The 13,995-nt window shown below is 64.3% G+C and carries 16 protein-coding genes and 1 pseudogene; 4 read left to right on the forward strand and 13 right to left on the reverse strand.

What is annotated here, in order from left to right; translation table 11 throughout:
• Positions 1 to 273 precede the first annotated feature (273 nt).
• The 9 genes from MJO58_RS14045 to MJO58_RS14085 all read right to left on the reverse strand — a co-directional run bounded on the left by MJO58_RS14045 (position 274) and on the right by MJO58_RS14085 (position 7,028).
• Positions 274 to 402, reverse strand: a complete 129-nt coding sequence (locus MJO58_RS14045; RefSeq protein ID WP_259608697.1) for a hypothetical protein — start codon at positions 400 to 402, stop codon at positions 274 to 276.
• A gap of 740 nt (positions 403 to 1,142) precedes the next feature.
• Complete coding sequence (locus MJO58_RS14050) at positions 1,143 to 1,586, reverse strand: limonene-1,2-epoxide hydrolase family protein (RefSeq protein ID WP_090602405.1); 444 nt, start codon at positions 1,584 to 1,586, stop codon at positions 1,143 to 1,145.
• Between the two features lie 158 nt (positions 1,587 to 1,744).
• Positions 1,745 to 3,067, reverse strand: a complete 1,323-nt coding sequence (locus MJO58_RS14055; protein WP_239719792.1) for a cytochrome P450 — start codon at positions 3,065 to 3,067, stop codon at positions 1,745 to 1,747.
• Between the two features lie 53 nt (positions 3,068 to 3,120).
• Positions 3,121 to 3,537 carry a lipoprotein LpqH gene (locus tag MJO58_RS14060; RefSeq protein WP_239719793.1) on the reverse strand — a complete coding sequence of 139 codons (417 nt, stop codon included), beginning with the start codon at positions 3,535 to 3,537 and terminating at the stop codon, positions 3,121 to 3,123.
• Between the two features lie 10 nt (positions 3,538 to 3,547).
• Entirely contained in the window at positions 3,548 to 4,381 is an 834-nt protein-coding gene (locus MJO58_RS14065; protein WP_090602411.1) for an SDR family oxidoreductase, read from the reverse strand.
• A gap of 1 nt (position 4,382) precedes the next feature.
• Positions 4,383 to 4,856 (reverse strand): SRPBCC family protein, encoded by a 474-nt coding sequence (locus MJO58_RS14070; protein ID WP_175364430.1) that lies wholly within the window; start codon positions 4,854 to 4,856, stop codon positions 4,383 to 4,385.
• Positions 4,857 to 4,893: 37 nt separating this feature from the next.
• Positions 4,894 to 5,304, reverse strand: coding sequence for a resuscitation-promoting factor RpfC (gene rpfC / locus MJO58_RS14075; protein ID WP_165796405.1), 411 nt, complete (start codon positions 5,302 to 5,304; stop codon positions 4,894 to 4,896).
• A gap of 133 nt (positions 5,305 to 5,437) precedes the next feature.
• A complete protein-coding gene (locus MJO58_RS14080; RefSeq protein WP_239719794.1) occupies positions 5,438 to 6,025 on the reverse strand; it encodes a chorismate mutase in 588 nt (195 codons plus the stop codon).
• A gap of 13 nt (positions 6,026 to 6,038) precedes the next feature.
• Positions 6,039 to 7,028 carry an esterase family protein gene (locus MJO58_RS14085; RefSeq protein WP_090602419.1) on the reverse strand — a complete coding sequence of 330 codons (990 nt, stop codon included), beginning with the start codon at positions 7,026 to 7,028 and terminating at the stop codon, positions 6,039 to 6,041.
• Positions 7,029 to 7,669: 641 nt separating this feature from the next.
• Here MJO58_RS14085 and MJO58_RS14090 point away from each other — a divergent pair.
• A complete protein-coding gene (locus MJO58_RS14090; protein WP_239719795.1) occupies positions 7,670 to 8,785 on the forward strand; it encodes a DUF7159 family protein in 1,116 nt (371 codons plus the stop codon).
• Between the two features lie 4 nt (positions 8,786 to 8,789).
• On the opposite strand, the pseudogene MJO58_RS14095 reads toward MJO58_RS14090, so the two are convergent.
• From MJO58_RS14095 to MJO58_RS14110, 4 genes and pseudogenes are all read right to left on the reverse strand, one after another.
• Positions 8,790 to 9,720: pseudogene (locus tag MJO58_RS14095) on the reverse strand (class I SAM-dependent methyltransferase).
• 96 nt (positions 9,721 to 9,816) lie between these two features.
• Positions 9,817 to 10,350 (reverse strand): YceI family protein, encoded by a 534-nt coding sequence (locus MJO58_RS14100; RefSeq protein ID WP_090609037.1) that lies wholly within the window; start codon positions 10,348 to 10,350, stop codon positions 9,817 to 9,819.
• A gap of 40 nt (positions 10,351 to 10,390) precedes the next feature.
• Positions 10,391 to 11,404, reverse strand: a complete 1,014-nt coding sequence (locus MJO58_RS14105; protein WP_239719796.1) for an alcohol dehydrogenase catalytic domain-containing protein — start codon at positions 11,402 to 11,404, stop codon at positions 10,391 to 10,393.
• A gap of 26 nt (positions 11,405 to 11,430) precedes the next feature.
• Entirely contained in the window at positions 11,431 to 12,717 is a 1,287-nt protein-coding gene (locus tag MJO58_RS14110; RefSeq protein WP_090602430.1) for a cytochrome P450, read from the reverse strand.
• A gap of 300 nt (positions 12,718 to 13,017) precedes the next feature.
• On the opposite strand from MJO58_RS14110, the gene MJO58_RS14115 reads away from it, so the two are divergent.
• Genes MJO58_RS14115 through MJO58_RS14125 form a run of 3 tightly spaced genes read left to right on the forward strand, consistent with a single transcriptional unit; the run spans position 13,018 to position 13,992 of the window.
• Positions 13,018 to 13,416, forward strand: a complete 399-nt coding sequence (locus tag MJO58_RS14115) for a hypothetical protein (RefSeq protein WP_090602432.1) — start codon at positions 13,018 to 13,020, stop codon at positions 13,414 to 13,416.
• A 5-nt stretch (positions 13,417 to 13,421) separates the two neighbouring features.
• Positions 13,422 to 13,712, forward strand: coding sequence for a hypothetical protein (locus MJO58_RS14120; RefSeq protein ID WP_239719797.1), 291 nt, complete (start codon positions 13,422 to 13,424; stop codon positions 13,710 to 13,712).
• Between the two features lie 55 nt (positions 13,713 to 13,767).
• Complete coding sequence (locus MJO58_RS14125; protein ID WP_090602437.1) at positions 13,768 to 13,992, forward strand: Rv1893 family protein; 225 nt, start codon at positions 13,768 to 13,770, stop codon at positions 13,990 to 13,992.
• Positions 13,993 to 13,995 lie beyond the last annotated feature (3 nt).

The following is a 13,995-nucleotide window of genomic DNA, read 5'->3' on the forward strand; positions in this document are numbered from 1 at the left end:
AGGAGCGCAAAAAACGGCCGCTCCCGACTCCGAACAACAATTAGCTGGCATGAAGGCGCCCACCATCGCATTCAGACCCGATTCGGCCGGTGCCGATAGTAACCCGAGATCTAGTAGACATGCCACCTTTACCAAGAAGTAATGTGCACGTGTCGCTGAGGCGAACAACGTCTACGCGTACATGACCACCAGAAACGGCGATGAAGTGGACTTTTGTCGGCTGGAAAGTCGACGGGTGAACTGATCTCCGCAAAAATCTGCGTTGCCGAAAACTCAGCCAGGATGCCGGATCACCTCGACGCTCAGACAGAGTTCAGCGAATGCGACGGCGAACACCCGGAGGGTCAGCATCGCGGCACGGGGGATGAGCGGGATACCGAATTTGCTGACGGCGCGTGACATGTAGTATTCCGTTCATCCAGGACTCACCCGGCTCGAATGACGCCGTAGTGGCAGAGACCTCAGGAGAGGCGCAAAGCGCTACTCCGAACTCTGCACAGCTGGTAGCTGGCAGGAAGACGCCCAGCATCGAATTCAGGCCTGAGCCGGGTGCACAGGGGAGCCGACATAGGTTGCTGTGCCAGGTATCCGCGAGTAGCCGCGGCCGTCGCAGAACACAACAAACGCGCCGGGATGGGCTACCTTCAACACCACTTATAGCAAACTCATACGGCATTCCGCATGCGTCGGAAGTCGGCGAAGATCCGCGCCGCACCGCGGCGTTGGCTCGTCGTCGGCGAGCACCGGCCGTGTTCGCCGACGACGGCCTAAAGCGCCGCAGACTCCTCGCCGGTCAGGGCATCAGAAAGAGAAAAGCGACAGGACCGGCGAACATCCGGAAGCCGTTACGGCCGTGAAGCCCAGGATCATGGCGACACCGACTTTGCTGGTTATGCGCGACATTGCACTCCATTCATCCAGGTATCACCCGGCTCTGGCCAAGCCGGGTCTCGGCGTCAGGAGGCCCAAAAATGGCCGCTCCCGACTCCGAACAACAAATAGCTGGCTTGAAGGCGCCCACCACCGCATTCAGACCGATTCGGCCGGTGCAGATCATAACTGAGATCTGCTGTATCGCGCTAGATGATACTCATGGGTAACCACTAGCCCAATTATTTGTCCATTAGTGAATGAAAGATGGGTCAGATCAGACCCGTAGCATCGAAAACCCAGGACGTATCGGCATTCGCCAACGCCTCGAAGTGGTTCGGCGGCGCGAAGCTGACCAGGCTGTTCATGTCCCAATAGTCTTTCCAGACCGTGATCTTGCCGTCGACGACCTTATGTACCGTGACGAATCTCAGTACACCTCGTTCCCCCGAGCTGAACGTCCAGGTTTCCGAGTGTTCATACATCACGTCGGTGCCGTTGGACAGCAGCACACCGTCGTGGTTCTCGTAACCCGCCAGGTGCTCGAGTCCAATTTTGAGGCGTTTCACGGTGTCTTCGGGTCCGCGCGCCGACACCGCGGGAACCGGCATGTCGACGTAGAGGCAGTCGTCTGCCAAGAACGTCTTGACCGCATCCCAATCCCGCCGCGAAAGCGCCCGCCACATCCCGAGTACGACATCCTCGACCGCGATCATAGAAACTTCTGTCATAGCCGCAAATAAACTCGCTCGCCGCACGGGTGTCAACCACGATGCCGCAGCGGATACTCGCGAAGGTGAACCCGCTGCAGCGCTATCGCCGCAGCCGACGGCTGGCAGCGCTTGTTGGACTGGCTGAGCCGCTACCTGACTCCCTAGACGTCGACGGGAGCCATCGATCGCGCCCGCCCGAGCGCCACCGGCAGATTCGACCAACCCCGCAACACCCGGGTGTCTCGGCGGGTCCCGGCACCGGCCGCCCGCACCTCGGGGAAGCGATCGAAGAAAGCCCGCAGTCCCACCTCGCCCTCGACGCGGGCGAGAGCGGCGCCCAGGCAGAAGTGCCGACCCCCGGAGAACGCGAGATGCCTTCCCGCATTGGAGCGTTCGATGTCGAATCGATGCGGATCGGGGAACACGGACGGATCCCGGTTCGCGGCAGCCAGATAGAGCAACACCACGTCGCCGCGGTTGATCGGCCTTCCCACCAGCTCGACGTCGTTAACGGCCTTGCGCACGGTGAGTTGCACCGGTGAGTCCAGGCGCAATATCTCTTCGACGGCGTTGGGCCATAACTCGGGACGCTCACGCAACGTCTCGAGGTGCTCGGGCGTGTCGAGCAGCATGCGAATCCCGTTGCCCAACAGGTTAACCGTGGTTTCAAAGCCGGCGGCCAGCACCAATGCGGCGATCGCGGTGAGTTCGTGTTCGTCCAGCCGCGTTTCGTCCGCGCCGCTTTCGGCGGTCTGAATCAGCTGACTCATCAAGTCGTCACCCGGGGAGCGCCGCAGGTGCTGCAGATGGTCGACGAGCCAGGCGTTGAATCCGGCGATCCCTTGCTGCACCGTGCGGTACTGGCGCCACGGCAATCCGACGTCCAGACTCGGGGCGGCCAGTTCGCCGAACTGCAGGACACGCGGCCGGTCTTGTTCGGGCACACCCAAGATGTCGCTGATGATGGCGACCGGAAGTCGCGAGCAGTATCGGCCGACGACGTCGACCACGCCGGCCTCGGAGGCCAGCTCGTCCAACAGGTTGGCGGCCGTTTCCTGGACTCGGTCGCGCAGCGCGGCGACCGCCCGCGACGTGAACACCGCCGACACGGTCTTGCGGTAGCGGGTGTGCTCGGGCGGCTCGGTGGCAAGCAGCGACGGGGCGCGCAGCGGATGCAGCAGATCGTCGCGCGCACGACGCTCGAGCCACCGCACCGGTGCCGGCAGATTCGATCCCAGCACCAGGACCCGGAAGTCGTCGGACCGCAGCAGGCTGTGGATGACCTCGTGGTCGACCGCCAAATAGCCGACGCGGCTGCGCACCATCGGGCCCATCGCGTGCAGTTCGTCGCAGAACGCCACCGGATCGGCGGCCACGGTGGGGTCGGCGATCAGCCTGGCTTGCATGTCACCGCGACGGACCCCGAGGAATGCGACGGCCCGAATGAACCCGTGCATCGCGAGCCAGTGCAACCACTCCTTCACGGTGCCTCCCCGGGGCAGATAGGTGGTGTTCGAAAAAGCGTAGACCCGATTGCTCAGCACTCCGCGGTGATCTTGAAGTCCGTGGTGATGACCTTGTTGGGGTTGCTGCTGTTGATGCCGTAGGCACTGCCGGTGATGGTGTACGCCCTGTTGGCGACGTCGACGTGCGCGTCGCCGACTCCGCCCTGCCAAAAGCTTCCGGTGAACCCGTCGACGTTGCGGATCTTCACCCATTGCGGGATGGCCCGGTCAGCGCTGAGCAGCACCACGGCTTCGACCTGGCCGTCGCGGTCGGGAATGTTGATCGTCCGGTAGGACTGCAGCTGCGTGCACGCCGGCGGACGCGCCGCATGGGCGGCCCCGTTGATGGTCAGATGCGCGGCGGCACGCGGCGTGGTCTGGGGCTCCGCGCAGCCCGCAACGCCAGCGGCCAGCACACCTGCGGCCGCAATCCACTTGTATTGCGCCATTCCAGCTCCTCTACTGCCGCTTCGGCATCAGCCCCGGCAGCGATTTGGCGATGCGGCCTCGGACGAACTCGGGACTCAGGCCCTTGAGCAGGTCGATCATCCGAATGCTCTTCGGCACGTACCAATGCAGCCGCTTGGGGTGGTGGTAAGCCTGCCACGCCGCTTCGGCCACGCTGGCCGCCGGCATTAGCCGCATCAAGCCCTTCTTCGGCGCGGTGGCGCGCAACTGCTCACCGGTCATCGGCGCACCGCCGTCGGCGGAATGGTTGGGCGTCGTCGTCAGGATCGCGGTGTCGATCAGACCGGGCAGCACGTCGGCGACGCGCACACCATGGCGCTGCCATTCCACGCTCAGCGCTTCGGTCAGGCCCTTGACCGCGTGCTTGGTCGACGAATAGACCGCGATGCGCGGCATCCCGTAGGTCGCCGACGATGATGACGTCGAGAACATCAGGCTGCCGGGGGTCTTCTTCAGATAGGGCAGTGCGCCGTAGGCGCCGGTCAGCACCGCTTTGTAGTTCACCTCGACGACGCGCATCGTGGCCTCGTAGGGCACGTCTTCGAACCAGCCGGACTCACCGATCCCAGCGTTGTTCCACATCATGTCCAGCCCGCCGCCCGCATTGCCGGCGCAGAAGTCGGCCAGGGCGCCCTCCAGATCCGCCTTGACCGTGACGTCGACGGTGCGCGTCCACAGGCGTTCGTCGCCCAGCTCTCCGACGAGCCCGCTCAGGCCGTCCGCGTTGCGGTCCACGGCGCCGACCCGCCATCCGTTGGCGTGGAAGAGCCTGACACCTTCACGGCCCATCCCACTGCCCGCGCCGGTGATGAAGACGGATTTCACCTCAGCCAGCCTCGACCACATCTTTGATGCGGTTCAGCGTCTTGGTCATATCGCGGATATTGCGGCGCTTACGCAGAAAGCCACCAAACAACCAGTAGATCCCGAGCCACGGCGCGGGGCTGAGCCGGAACGACTCGGTGACATCCGTGCCGGCACCGGACGGCGCCAGACGGTAGTGCCAGTTGTTGACCGGCTTGTCGCCGAGAAAGACCGCGAAGCCGAATTCGCGGCCGGGCTCACAGGCGGTTACTTTGCAGACCGTCCAATAAACCGGGCCGATCTCATTTCTCTTAACATGGCCGCGGAATTTGGCGCCGAGGGCCGGCCCTGTCGCATCACCTAGCCACTCGGCTTCAAAGACCTCCGGTGAAAACTTCCCGGTGTTGCGGACATCGGAAATCAAGTTCCAGATCTTGTCCGCGGGCGCCGCCATATGTACTGTCGCCGAACCTTCCATGGCCCGATCCAAACACATGGCTGGGCGTGAACCTAGGCCGCGCCCGAATTGATCATCAGTGCGGGACGGCTGCCTGGATGAGGCCGTTGATGATCTCCTTGATGCCCTGGGCCGGGTGCGAGTACCACCCGATCGGCAGGCCCGAGTTGGCGCCGCACTTCGGCCACGGCTCCACGCCCTGGTCAGCGAAAAGCCGGTTGGCAACCGCGATTTGCTGCTCACGCGAGGCTGCGGCGGGATTGCCGACGCCGCCGTAACTTGCCCAGGTGGCCGGCTTGAATTGCAGCCCGCCATATGCTCCGTTTCCGGTGTTAGCATGCCAGTTGCCGCCGGATTCGCACTGTGCGATCGCGTCCCAGTTGGGAGTGGGCGCCGCGCCGGCCTCGGCGGTCGCCGGGCCAAGCGTCGCTGCGATGAAACCGCCGACGACGGCGTACTTCACGAGAGGCTTCCCCAAGTTTCTCATGTCAAGCAATTCGGCATGTGTGCAGAAAGCGTTACCGATTTGATTGATTCGCGAGATAAGAAATTTATGGCATTTCTATGGCAATGAAATCCGCATGTCACCCACCAACGACGGCTTCTCGCACGCCAGATGGTTAAGTGCAATAAGACTGAGTCGCCAGTGCCAGGGCCTGCTGATAGAGCCTGTCTAACAGGCGGGCGCGGGTCACAACGGCCCTCGCGGCGTGGAGTTGCGGGGCGCATGCCGGCGAGTGCAGAAGGTCCCAGTGGACCACGATCTGGTTCAGCATCGTCTGGTTGAGACCGTCGATCGTCGACCGTGACACCGATAGGTCGGGCGCACCCGCGGGCGCGCTCGCCGGGTCGAGCTTCCACTCCGCGAACCGGGTGTGCTCGATCGCCTCGGTGGCGTTGATCTGGTCGCCGAACACCCGGCTGACGTAGTTCGGGTCGATGTGTTCACCGGCGGCGTCGGCGCTCAACTTGGCGAGTTGCTGGTGCACGCGGTCCGGATCCTCGACGGGAACGTGCGCATTCCATTTGTAGGCGGCCACCGCCTCGGCCACCTGCAAGCGTTGCGCGGCCGCATCGACCAGCTCCGTCAGCGCACTGGTGTCGGCTCTCGCCGGCGTCGCCAGCAGCGTGGCGGCCGGCAGCGCCGCGAGCAGTGCCCTTAACGCACCACTGCGCCTGACGATTGCCGTCAAGCGCAGTAGTGACATCCGAAATGAGGGGTTAGCCGCCGCCTCCGGGGGTCGCACCCAAGGTGGTCTGCAGGTCACCCTTCATCGCGTTCAGCTGCGCGCCCCAGTACTCCCAGCTGTGGGTTCCGTAGTTGGGGAAGTTGAACACGGCATTGTGGCCGCCCGCGGCGTTGTAGGCGTCTTGGAACTTCTTGTTGACGCCGATCATGAAGTTGCTCTCGAGGAACGTGGCCGGAAGGTTGGCGCCGCCCAGTTCGTTCGGCGTCCCGTTGCCGCAGTACACCCAGAGGCGGGTGTTATTCGCGACGAGCTGGCCTACGTTGACCAACGGGTCGTTGCGTTGCCATGCGGGGTCGTTATCCGGGCCCCACATGTCTTCCTTCTTATAACCGCCGGCGTCACCCATCGCCAGGCCGATCCAGCTCTGCCCGGTGGACGGGCTGAGGTAGCCGGACAGCGAACCGGCGTACACGAACTGAGCTGGGTGGTAGATCGCCAGGTTCATGGCAGAAGCACCGGCCATGGAGATGCCGACCGCGGCGCTGCCGTTCGCCTTGACGCCCTTCTGCGACGACAGATACCCGGGCAGCTCGCTGGTCAGGAACGTCTCCCACTTGTAGGTCGAGCAGCCGGCCTTCCCACACGCCGGGCGGTACCAGTCGGTGTAGAAGCTGGACTGGCCACCAACCGGCATGACGACCGACAGGCCCGACTTGTAGTACCACTCGAACGCGGGAGTGTTGATGTCCCAGCCGTTGTAGTCATCCTGGGCACGCAACCCGTCAAGCAGGTACACCGCGGGCGAGCCGTCGCCGCCGCTCTGGAATTGGACCTTGATGCTGCGGCCCATTCCTGCCGACGGCACCTGCAGGTATTCGACGGGCAGGCCAGGTCGCGAGAATGCACTCGCGGTGGCACCGCCTCCGGCAAGACCGATCAGACCCGGCAGGGCCACCGCCGCTGCCGCACCGACCAAAAGCCGGCGCCCCCAGGCCCGGATCTTCTCGCTCACGTCTGTCATACCTGCGCCCCTTGTCGGTCGTACGTAGTCGCGTGGTGCCCTCGGCAGAATTTACCGTGTAAATAGCTGAAATGTCGATTGGGACGCGTTGTCATCCCGGTTTTGTTTCGGCTGGCGCCACAAATTGTGCGTGTGCGATAACTGATCGCGATAGCCCGCACCCGGTTCGGTGTCCTCCTTCGGCCCTCCTGCCGCGCAAAACGCCAGCTAGCGGGGAGCGCACGAACAGCGAGGTAGCAGGCGAGTGGAGTGCGACAACCTGGGCTACAAACATTGTCAATTATGGCGGTCCACCGATTTGGACACGCGGCACGCTGCCGGGCCAATCGGGCGGATGGTTAGGGGGATTGACGCGTGGTACGACGGGGGACCACCACCGGCGAGCCGGTGCCGGGCCGCTTGACGCGGTCGACAATTAGTTCGATTGCGTCGCCGGTGTTTGGGTCCGGGCGAATTTTCGCGGGATCTGAGATCGGTGCAGCCGAACCCTCCACGACCGCGTAGGCTCTCTCGGAGCAAGCCGATGGAGACCGAACGCTAACCGGTCCGTTCCGGCCCTCACGAATCACCGCACCGCGGACTTCATGGTGTGTGATGGTTCGACAGGGCCACGGAGTCCGGGATCATATTGAGGTGCAAATTTGGACACGGTACTAGGGCTATCACTGACGCCGACCAGCTTCGGATGGGTCCTCGCAGAAGGGCACGGCGCTGATGGCACCATCCTGGACCACCAGGAATCGCCGCTGCACGCCGAAGACGGCGTGGTCGCCGTGGGTACCGCAGAGCAGGTGGCACAGGAGGTCTTGCGGGTCGACGCGCAGGCCAACTCGAGCGATCACCATCTGCGCGTCGTGGGGGTGACCTGGAACGACGAAGCGGCCGCCCAAGCCGCACTGCTGTTGGAGGCGTTGACCGACGCCGGGTTCGACAACGTGGTACCGGTTCGATTGCTCGAGGCGGTCGAGACCCTCGCGCGGGCGATCGCGCCCGTCATCGGGTACGAGCAGACCGCGGTATGCGTGCTCGAACACGAATGGGCGACGGTCGTCATGGTCGACACCCATGACGGCGACACCCAAACCGTCGTCAAGCACATCACCGGTGGCTTCGACGGACTGCGCACCTGGCTGACCGGAATGTTCGACCGCAGCGGATGGCGCCCGGGCGCCGTAGTCGTCGTCGGCGCGGACAGCGACATCGACGGATTTTCCTGGCAACTCGAAAAAGCTTTGCCGGTACCGGTCTTCGCCCAGACCATGGCGCAGGTGACCGTCGCGCGCGGCGCGGCGCTGGCCGCGGCCCGAAGCACCGAGTTCACCGACGAGCGACTGATCCCGCAGAACAGCGAACCCACACCGCCCACGGCGCCGCGACGACCCGGGCACTTGTCCTACGCCGGCGCGGTGACCGCGTTGGCCGCCGGCGCCATCACTTTTGTCTCGTCCCTGGCGGTTGCCGTGGGCATTCAGCTTGCTCCCGACGCCGGGCGCGCCGCGGGCAAGCATGTCGTGCACGAGCAGACGCCACAGGTCGCCGCGGCCGTGACGCCCGCGGTGGCACCGTCTGAGGCCGAGCCTCCCGCGCCCCGGCCGGCGGCCACCGGCGAACCGGTTTCGAAGCCGGCGGAGGACGCCGCCGCGGCCGAGCAGCAGCCCGACCCGAACAGCCCACAGCCCTACTTGACCAGGGTGCTCGAGCACATCCCCGGCGACACCGGCGATCCGACGACGCCGGCCGCGCCGTCGCAGCCCTAAGCCCCTAGGGTTGTCGAATCGCGGTGCAGTAGTAGGTGCCGTCGGCCAAACTTCCTGCGGTCGCAGGTATTTCGGCTAAGCCGTTGGCCGCGAACAATTCATTGAGCGTCTTGGATTCCGTCTGCCAGCCGTGACGATCCAGGTATGCGGCAACGTCGTTGCGCTCGACGTCGTAGCGCAAGTCGGCGAGTTCCACATCGAATCCGTGCGCACGCCAACGCTCACCGGCGACTGCAACCATGTCCGGTACCGGCTCACCGTTTTCGTCCGGCCGGTTGCCGAATATCTCAGCAGCAAGCCGACTTCCGGGTGTGCTAAGACCAGTGATGTTGTCCCAGCAAGCGATCCTGCGCATCCGGCGGCAGGAACGCAAGCAACCCCTCGGCGATCCAAGCGCTGGGCCGGTCGGCATCAAAGCCCATTTCGCGCAACGCTGTTGGCCAATCGTGCCGCAGATCGATCGGCACCACGCGCAACTCCACCGTCGGCTGCGCATCCAGATCCGCCAGCGTGGAGGTCTTGAACTGCATCACCTCGGGCTGGTCGATCTCGAACACCGTCGCCCCGGCCGGCCAAGACAACCGGTAGGCCCGGGCATCCAGTCCCGACGCCAGGATGACGGCCTGTCGGATACCCGCGTCCATCGCGTCCCGGAAAAACGCATCGAAGTACGGTGTCCGGACACTCATCAGGTCGGCCATCCGCTGCAACCCCCACGCCTCGTCGGCGACGTCGATGTCGGCGGCGTCGATCTCCCCGTTAGCCCATCGTGTGAGGAACTCGATACCCACGGCCCGCACCAGGGGCGCGGCGAAGGGATCGTCCATCAGCGGCTTGCCGGCCCTGGTGGCGACGGCCCGGCCGGCAGCCACCATCGTGGCCGTCGCCCCGACGCTGGTTGCGAGGTCCCACGAATCATTCTCTGTACGAGGCATTTTGATCCCTTTCGACGCGACAAGGTAATAAATACTTAGCGGCGGTAACTAATCCTCACCGAGGATACACGCGCCGATGGGTACGGCCAGTAGAGCTCAATCGTCCTTGGCGTGAACCGCGCTGAAAGTCAGCGTCACGTCGTCGGCGACCTGCACCGCGCCCATCAGCAGCGAGTACGGCTTAATGCCGTAGTCGGATTGACGCACCGTGGATTCGGCGGACATTCGCCAGGAATCGCCGAGATCCTCTGTGTGCAAATCGATTACGTGTTCGCGCTGTTTCCCGTGAAGCTGAAGCATGCCGGTGAGAAGATAGCCGCTTTCGCTCGCTTCGATGACGTCGGCAAAGAAGCGGATGTGGGGGAAGCGATCGGCGCCCAGCGAACTCAACGCGTTGGACCGAACCAGCGCTTTCTCGGGACCCGAGAGGCCCTTGACGCCACCCTGGCTGCCGACCACCTCGAACGAGTCCGCCTCGACCGCAAGCTCGGCCGAAACGGGGTCGGAGCCGGCCCATCGCACCGTCGCCTGCCAGCGCGTCATCTCGATCGTGAGGCGATGGCCCATCCGCGCGGCCCGGCCCTTGACGCCGGTACGAAGTTGCAGTTCGCCGTCAGCGGCGTCGAGCATCCACACCGAGCCTCTTTCCGGGGTCACATCCCGACTGTATTCACATGGTCAAAACGGTGCGGTAGTGCGCCCGCCCTTGCTCAATCGCCGCGTAGCCGTCGGCGGCCTGCGCCAGCGGCAACTCCTCGATCCACGCCCGCACCCCCGACAGCACCGCGAAATGCATGGTGTCTTCGACGTCTTTCGAGGTGCCGGACGGATGCCCGACGATGCTCACACCCGACGTGATCAGCTGTACCGGACTGATCGGCAGCGGATCCGTGGTGACGCCGATGGTGATCAATTCGCCCCTGGGCAGCAACCCGCCGACGGTGTCGGCCATGGCCGCGGAGTTCGAGGCGGTGGCCAGCACGACCGTCGCGCCGCCCAGCGCCTGTAGCGCTTCCGCGACGTCACCGCTGGTGGAATCGATGTAGTGATGGGCGCCCAATTTCCGGGCATCGGATTCCTTGGCACTGCCCCGGGCGATCGCAATGGTCTCGAAGCCCATCGCCCGGGAGAACTGCACCCCGAGATGCCCGAGTCCGCCGACGCCGAGAATCGCGACCCGGTCACCGGGCAAAGCCTTGGTGTGACGCAATGCGTTGTACGTCGTGACACCCGCGCAGCCCATCGGGGCCGCTTCGACATCCGACAGCGCGGCCGGTATCCGGGCCAACGCATTGGCGGGCACCGTCACCGCCTGCGCGTAGCCGCCGGGGTACTGCCAGCTCGGAACTTTCATGTTCGCGCAGTGAATGAGGATCCCTCTGCGGCAGGCATCGCAACGGTTGCAGTTTCCGCCGAACCAGCCGACGGCGACACGATCACCGACCGCGAAACCCTCCACGCCCTCACCGAGTTCGGCTATGGTTCCGGCGATTTCGTGCCCAAGGGTGAGCGGCCAGGTCATGTTGGGGAAGCCGCCGTTGGCGAACGCACGGTCGGTGCCGCACACTCCACAAGCCGTGACCGTCAGCCGCACCTCGTCACGGCCGGGTGGTTTCGTCTGAACCTCTGCTAGTTCCAACGACCCGCCAGGGGACCGCATTTGGACGGCTTGATGTGTCGGCATGGACTACCCCCGGTCAGATCAGTATGTCAATGGGCGACGGGGCATTCCCCGGACGCCTTGGTGTGGTAATCCACCTGCCAGTGCTTGATGCCGTTGAGCCAGCCCGACCGCAACCGCTGCGGCTTGCCGGCGGATTTGATGTCGGGCATGGCGTCGGCGATCGCGTTGAACATCAGGTCGATGGTCATGCGCGCCAGGTTCGCGCCGATGCAGTAGTGCGCGCCGGTCCCACCGAATCCCACGTGCGGGTTCGGATTGCGCAGGATGTTGAACGTAAACGGGTCCTCGAAGACGTCCTCGTCGAAATTGGCCGAGCGGTAGACCATTACGACCCGTTGGCCCTTCTTGATCTGCACTCCAGACAGCTCGTAGTCCTGAAGCGCGGTGCGCTGAAATGACGTGACCGGGGTGGCCCACCGGACGATCTCGTCGGCCGTGGTGGCCGGACGTTCCCGCTTGTACAGCTCCCACTGGTCGGGGAAATCGGTGAAGGCCATCATCCCCTGGGTGATGGAGTTCCTGGTCGTCTCGTTGCCGGCCACCGCCAGCAAGATGACGAAGAAACCGAACTCGTCGTCGGAGAGCTTGTGGCCGTCGACGTCTGCCTGGATCAGCTTGGTGACGATGTCGTCGCCGGGGTTTTGCGCCCGGTCCGCGGCCATCTGCATCGCGTAGGTGATCAGCTCGACCGAGGCGCCCATCGCATCGTTGCGGGCGAATTCGGGATCCTGATCGCCGACCATTTGGTTGGACCAGTGGAACAGCTTCATGCGTTCCTCCTGAGGCACGCCCATCAGCCCGGCGATGGCCTGCAGCGGAAGCTCACACGACACCTGCTCGACGAAATCGCCGGAGCCTTCGGCGGCCGCGGTCGCGACGATCTGCCGGGCACGGGCGTTCAGATCCTCGCGCAGCCGCTCGACGGCACGGGGGGTGAAGCCGCGGGAGATGATTTTGCGCAGGTGGGTGTGCTGCGGGGCGTCCATATTGAGCAACACGTACTTGCCGGTCTCGCGCTGCTCGCGGACCGTGCCCTCGCGGTAGCGGGGCAAGGCGGTGTTCTCCAGGCTGGAAAACACGTCGCTGCGCAGCGAAATCTCTTTGACGTCCTTGTGCTTGGAGACCACCCAGAACCCACCGTCGTCGAACCCGCCGCAACCGTTGGGCTGTTCGTTCCACCAGATTGGCGCGGTGCGTCGCAGCTCGGCCAATTCCTCCACCGGCAATCGCTCAGCGTGGATGTCAGGATCGGTGAAATCGAAGCCCGGAGGCAAATTTGGGATCGGCTCGGTGGTCGTCTTAGAAGTTGACAAGGTCCCACTCCTCGATACGAAGTCTTCTAGTCGTGCGTCTTGTGCCAAATAAACCACTGCAACACCACCGTTGGGAAGCATTGACACAACATCGACCGAGCGAATTGCAACATGTTCAGCGTCGATGAGTCGCGACGACGTCGTCCCAGCGCCGGACGGCCCGGCCAGGACACCGGCAGTGGGTTCGCGGCCGGCGGTTGGTCGACCGGATCTTGTGGCCCGCGACACAATCGATATGCTTTTGTCCAGGTCACCGGCGCACCGAGAGGCAGGTGACGGTAACGGAAGGGTGGGAGGCGCATGATTCGCGAGGTACTCGCCGTCGCTGCGATCACGGGTGGGGCCATCAGCGTGGCGCCGGGTGCGGCAGCCGGCTACGAAGGCGATGTCCCAAACATGAACTATCAGGCCTCGCTGGGTGCACCGTGCGACAACTACGAGCGCTTCATTTTCGGCCGTGGCCCCAGCGGCCAGGCCGAGGCCTGTCACTTCCCGCCGCCTAACCAGTTCCCGCCGGCGACCACCGGCTACTGGGTGATCTCCTACCCGCTATACGGAGTACAGCAGGCCGGCGCCAAGTGCCCGGGTCCGCAGACCGCGGCGCAGTCGGACCGCGGACTGCCGATGCTCTGCTTGGGCGCGCAAGGGTGGCAAGAGGGCTGGTTTACCGGCGCGGGGTTCTTCCCGCCTTCGGGATAGCCATCATGGAAGAACGTCGGCCGGCGCACGGTTCAATACCCGGGTGGCTGCGTTTCGTGCTGGAGTCCGACCGGGCCGGCTCGGCCTGGTACATCGGGACAGGTTTCTTCTTCGCTCCGGTGCTTGCGGTCTTGTCGCCGTGGCCCGCCGTCACCGCCGCGCTCTGGGCGGTGATCGGGTTGGCGGGGCTATGCCTGGGTCTGCTCGGGATCGCGATGGCCGTCGGGCTGGCGCGAATCCTGCGCTCCGGCGCCGAGATCCCCGAGGACTATTGGCGCTCGCTGGTCAATTACTGACCCTCTAGAGTCGTACCAGAAGTCTTTCCAAGTCCCGCAACGATAGGAGATTCCGGTGGCGGTCAACCCCAGAGACGCCGTGGACGCGGTCAAGGACATCGCAACCAATGCCATCGAAAAGGCTTCGGACATCGTCGAAAACGCCGGCGACATCATCCGCGGCGACCTCAAGGGCGGGGTCAGCGGCATCGTCGAGAACTCGATCGACATCGCGACTCACGCGGTGGAACGAACCAAGGAAGTCTTCACCGGCGGCAAGTTCGAGGTGGACGACGACTAGCCT

The sequence above is a fragment of the Mycobacterium lentiflavum genome, assembly GCF_022374895.2.
Lineage (GTDB): Bacteria > Actinomycetota > Actinomycetes > Mycobacteriales > Mycobacteriaceae > Mycobacterium > Mycobacterium lentiflavum.

Excerpts from the sequence above, each read along its gene's own strand:
- rpfC (WP_165796405.1), bottom strand. The coding sequence starts at position 5,304 with ATGAGAAACTTGGGGAAGCCTCTCGTGAAGTACGCCGTCGTCGGCGGT.
- MJO58_RS14085 (WP_090602419.1), bottom strand. The coding sequence starts at position 7,028 with ATGACAGACGTGAGCGAGAAGATCCGGGCCTGGGGGCGCCGGCTTTTG.
- MJO58_RS14050 (WP_090602405.1), bottom strand. The coding sequence starts at position 1,586 with ATGATCGCGGTCGAGGATGTCGTACTCGGGATGTGGCGGGCGCTTTCG.
- MJO58_RS14100 (WP_090609037.1), bottom strand. The coding sequence starts at position 10,350 with ATGCTCGACGCCGCTGACGGCGAACTGCAACTTCGTACCGGCGTCAAG.
- MJO58_RS14045 (WP_259608697.1), bottom strand. The coding sequence starts at position 402 with ATGTCACGCGCCGTCAGCAAATTCGGTATCCCGCTCATCCCCCGTGCC.
- MJO58_RS14105 (WP_239719796.1), bottom strand. The coding sequence starts at position 11,404 with ATGCCGACACATCAAGCCGTCCAAATGCGGTCCCCTGGCGGGTCGTTG.
- MJO58_RS14060 (WP_239719793.1), bottom strand. The coding sequence starts at position 3,537 with ATGGCGCAATACAAGTGGATTGCGGCCGCAGGTGTGCTGGCCGCTGGC.
- MJO58_RS14080 (WP_239719794.1), bottom strand. The coding sequence starts at position 6,025 with ATGTCACTACTGCGCTTGACGGCAATCGTCAGGCGCAGTGGTGCGTTA.
- MJO58_RS14120 (WP_239719797.1), top strand. The coding sequence starts at position 13,422 with ATGGAAGAACGTCGGCCGGCGCACGGTTCAATACCCGGGTGGCTGCGT.
- MJO58_RS14115 (WP_090602432.1), top strand. The coding sequence starts at position 13,018 with ATGATTCGCGAGGTACTCGCCGTCGCTGCGATCACGGGTGGGGCCATC.
- MJO58_RS14070 (WP_175364430.1), bottom strand. The coding sequence starts at position 4,856 with ATGTGTTTGGATCGGGCCATGGAAGGTTCGGCGACAGTACATATGGCG.